The sequence below is a fragment of the Streptomyces sp. AF1A genome, assembly GCF_047340315.1.
GTDB lineage: Bacteria > Actinomycetota > Actinomycetes > Streptomycetales > Streptomycetaceae > Streptomyces.
This window is the reverse complement of the sequence record NZ_JBLEBI010000337.1, coordinates 1-2,791: the sequence shown is the minus strand read 5'-3', so window position 1 is coordinate 2,791 and position 2,791 is coordinate 1. Positions and strand designations below refer to the sequence as shown.

The following is a 2,791-nucleotide window of genomic DNA, read 5'->3' as shown; positions in this document are numbered from 1 at the left end:
GGGCGGCGCCCCAGTCGTGGCTCAGCGTCTCGACCAGGAACAGCCCGCGCCCGTGCTGGTCGTCGGGGCCGGCCCGGCGCGCCACCGGCAGCGCGGCGCCGCCCTCCTGGTCCTCCACCTCGATGCGCACCCGGTCCGCGGTGCCGTGCAGCCGGCAGGCGATCCGTTCGCCGGCCGCGTGCACGAGCGCGTTGGTGACCAGTTCGGAGGTCACGAGGACGGCGTCGTCCCGGACGGGGTCCGGCACGCCCCAGGCGGTCAGCAGATCCCGTACGACACGGCGGGCCACGCCGACGGCCGCGGGCAGCGTCGGCAGGTCGAAGCCGGCGGAGCCGGGCAGCGGGGCCCCGGAGGCGAGCCGGTCGGGGCCGTCGGGCCCAGGGAGTCGACCGAGGCGCTCGCCTCCGGGTGGTCTCGGGACGCCGGCGGGCTCCGGCGGACGGTGCGCATCCTTCCGCGCCTGCGCGGCCGGGCGTGGTGCGCCCGCGTCCTCCTCGGCCTGCTGTGGGGCCGGCACCGAGGGGAGCCGTAACTGACCCTCCTCGTCGGGCGATCGATCCGGTCCGACGTCCTCGGACAGACCCTGGAGCGGTCGGGGGAGGGAGGGCGGAACCATCGCCGTGCGCCTTTCGGCCTCGCGTGGGGGGTGTGCGGGTACGGGTCTGCCGGCCACTCGTGCAACAGACGGCACACCCCGCCTCGTACGAGGCCGTGGTGCGGCCCGGTCTCCCCCAACCCGGCCACGCCGTCTGCTCCTTGGATCGGCCGAAGCAGTGAGTCCACTGTGGCACCCGCCAACAATCGCTCGCAACCTGCAAGTTGAAAATTTCAAACGGACAAGTGCATGCTGCTTCCGCCAGGAACCGATCGCTCGATGTCATGTACGCGATCGTGTGCGAGGGTGACCCTGATACCTGCTGCGAGGGGGTGGGGTGTGACCGCGGAGGCCGACTGGGGCGGCGCCCCCTCCGTCCTGCGCATGATCCTCGGCCGGCGGCTGGAGGAGCTGCGGACCCGGGCCGGCCTCGGTTAAGCCGAGCGGGCGCCGTCATCGGGGTCAGCCACTCCACGATCCGCCGCATGGAGGCCGCCAAGGTGGCCCGGCTGCGGCTCACGGACGTCGAGAAGCTCCTCCAGGTCTACGGCGTCACCGACCAGCGGGAGCTCGACACCTTTCTGCAGTCCTTGCGCGAGGCCAACAGGCGCGGCTGGTGGCACACCTACCGCGACGTCATGCCCGACTGGTTCGCCGCCTACCTCAGCCTGGAACAGGCCGCGCTGCAGATCCGCGCCTACGAGAACCAGTTCGTGCACGGCCTGCTGCAGACCGAGGACGACGCGCGCGCCCTGCTCGGCGCGGGCGCTCCGCACGCTCCGCCGGGGCCGCCGAACGCCGGCGCGGTCGCCCGCAAGCCGTGACCGACCCGGGGCCGGGGTCCGACCCACCTCCCGGACCCCGGCCCCGTTCCGCCGCCGCACGCGGGGGACGGGACCGCGCCCCGGCCGGTACCGTGAGCCCGTGTACGCCACCCGAGTCACCCGCCACGTGCAGGCGCCGCCGCGGTCCGTCTACCGGGCCCTGACCGACCCGGAGGCGATCGCGGCCTGGCGGGTTCCGGACCACATGACCGCCCACGTCCACGTCTTCGAGGCGCGGGAGGGCGGCGCCTTCCGCGTGTCCCTCAGCCACGACGACGGCAGCGGCACGGGCAAGTCGGGTGACGGCACCGACACCTACCGCGGCCACTTCGCCGCGCTCGTCCCGGACAGCCAGGTCGTCGAGGTGCTCGCATTCGAGACCGACGACGCCGCCCTGGCCGCCCCCATGACCCTGACGACGACGCTCACCCCGGCCGGCGGCGGCACGGACGTGGAGATCCTGCACGAGGGCGTCCCCGACGGCATCCCCCGCGAGGACAACGAACGGGGCACCCGCATGGCCCTCGACCGGCTCGCCCGCCTGGTGGCGGACCACCGCGCCGTGTGATGGCCGGATCGGCGCGCAAACGGGCCTGAATGCGACGCAACCTTCTCCGTGCCGCCACATGGCGTGAATTCACCCGAATGCAGCGGAACCACCCCGGTGAAAACGCGGTCTTAAGGTCCGTCGGCGGCCGGGATCGGTCCGGCCGCACATAAACCGGGGGAAATGAAAGACATGCCCATTCACCACCGAAAGACCCTGCTCACCGCCGTCGCCCTCACCGCGGGCCTCAGCCTGGCGGCCGTGACGCCCGCCCTCGCGGGTGCCTCCGCGAGCCACACCACGCGCGCCGCGGCGGTGTCCTCCGCCCAGGGCGACCCGCGCAACGCCACGCAGCACGTGGCCGACTTCTACGGCGCCTACATCGACGCCGTCTGGGCCACGGACGACAAGTCCGCCGGCGCCGCCCTCAAGGCACTGCGCGGCTTCTACCTCTCCGCGGCCGCCCAGAAGAAGGTCGCCGCCTTCGAGAAGAAGGAGCACGCCGACGGCATCCTGTTCGCGCAGAACGTCCCGGTGAAGTGGCGGGTCGCCTACACCGGTTCGGGCACGGGCCACGCCACCAGCCGGGTCACGCTGACCTGGGGCGACGGGCCGCACGCCGAGGTCAGCCGGATCGACGTCCAGTCCGATCTGAAGACGCTGAAGATCACCGCGCTGAAGCCGGTCCGCTGAGACGGGGACGGGCGTGCGGTCCCGCCCCGCCCCACTCGGGGCGGGGCCCGCGCCCGCGGCGCACCTCGCTGACAGGGCGGCAGCCGGGAGTAGAACGCGACGGCCGAGTGCCGGCCGTGGCCGACTCGCGCG

General features: G+C 73.6%; 3 protein-coding genes and 1 pseudogene. 3 read left to right on the top strand and 1 reads right to left on the bottom strand.

Annotated elements, in window-relative coordinates:
- A partial coding sequence (locus ACLU3S_RS36585) for an ATP-binding protein (protein WP_413956285.1) occupies nt 1-517 on the bottom strand: 517 nt, incomplete at its 3' end.
- A 417-nt stretch (nt 518-934) separates the two neighbouring features.
- On the opposite strand from ACLU3S_RS36585, the pseudogene ACLU3S_RS36580 reads away from it, so the two are divergent.
- The 3 genes and pseudogenes from ACLU3S_RS36580 to ACLU3S_RS36570 form a co-directional block, all read left to right on the top strand.
- Nucleotides 935-1,377 (top strand): annotated as a pseudogene (locus ACLU3S_RS36580) (Scr1 family TA system antitoxin-like transcriptional regulator); the annotation flags it as partial.
- 142 nt (nt 1,378-1,519) lie between these two features.
- On the top strand, nt 1,520-1,987 hold the full coding sequence (locus tag ACLU3S_RS36575) for an SRPBCC domain-containing protein (protein WP_413956284.1): 468 nt from the start codon (nt 1,520-1,522) through the stop codon (nt 1,985-1,987).
- Nucleotides 1,988-2,158: 171 nt separating this feature from the next.
- Nucleotides 2,159-2,659, top strand: coding sequence for a hypothetical protein (locus ACLU3S_RS36570; RefSeq protein ID WP_413956283.1), 501 nt, complete (start codon nt 2,159-2,161; stop codon nt 2,657-2,659).
- Nucleotides 2,660-2,791 lie beyond the last annotated feature (132 nt).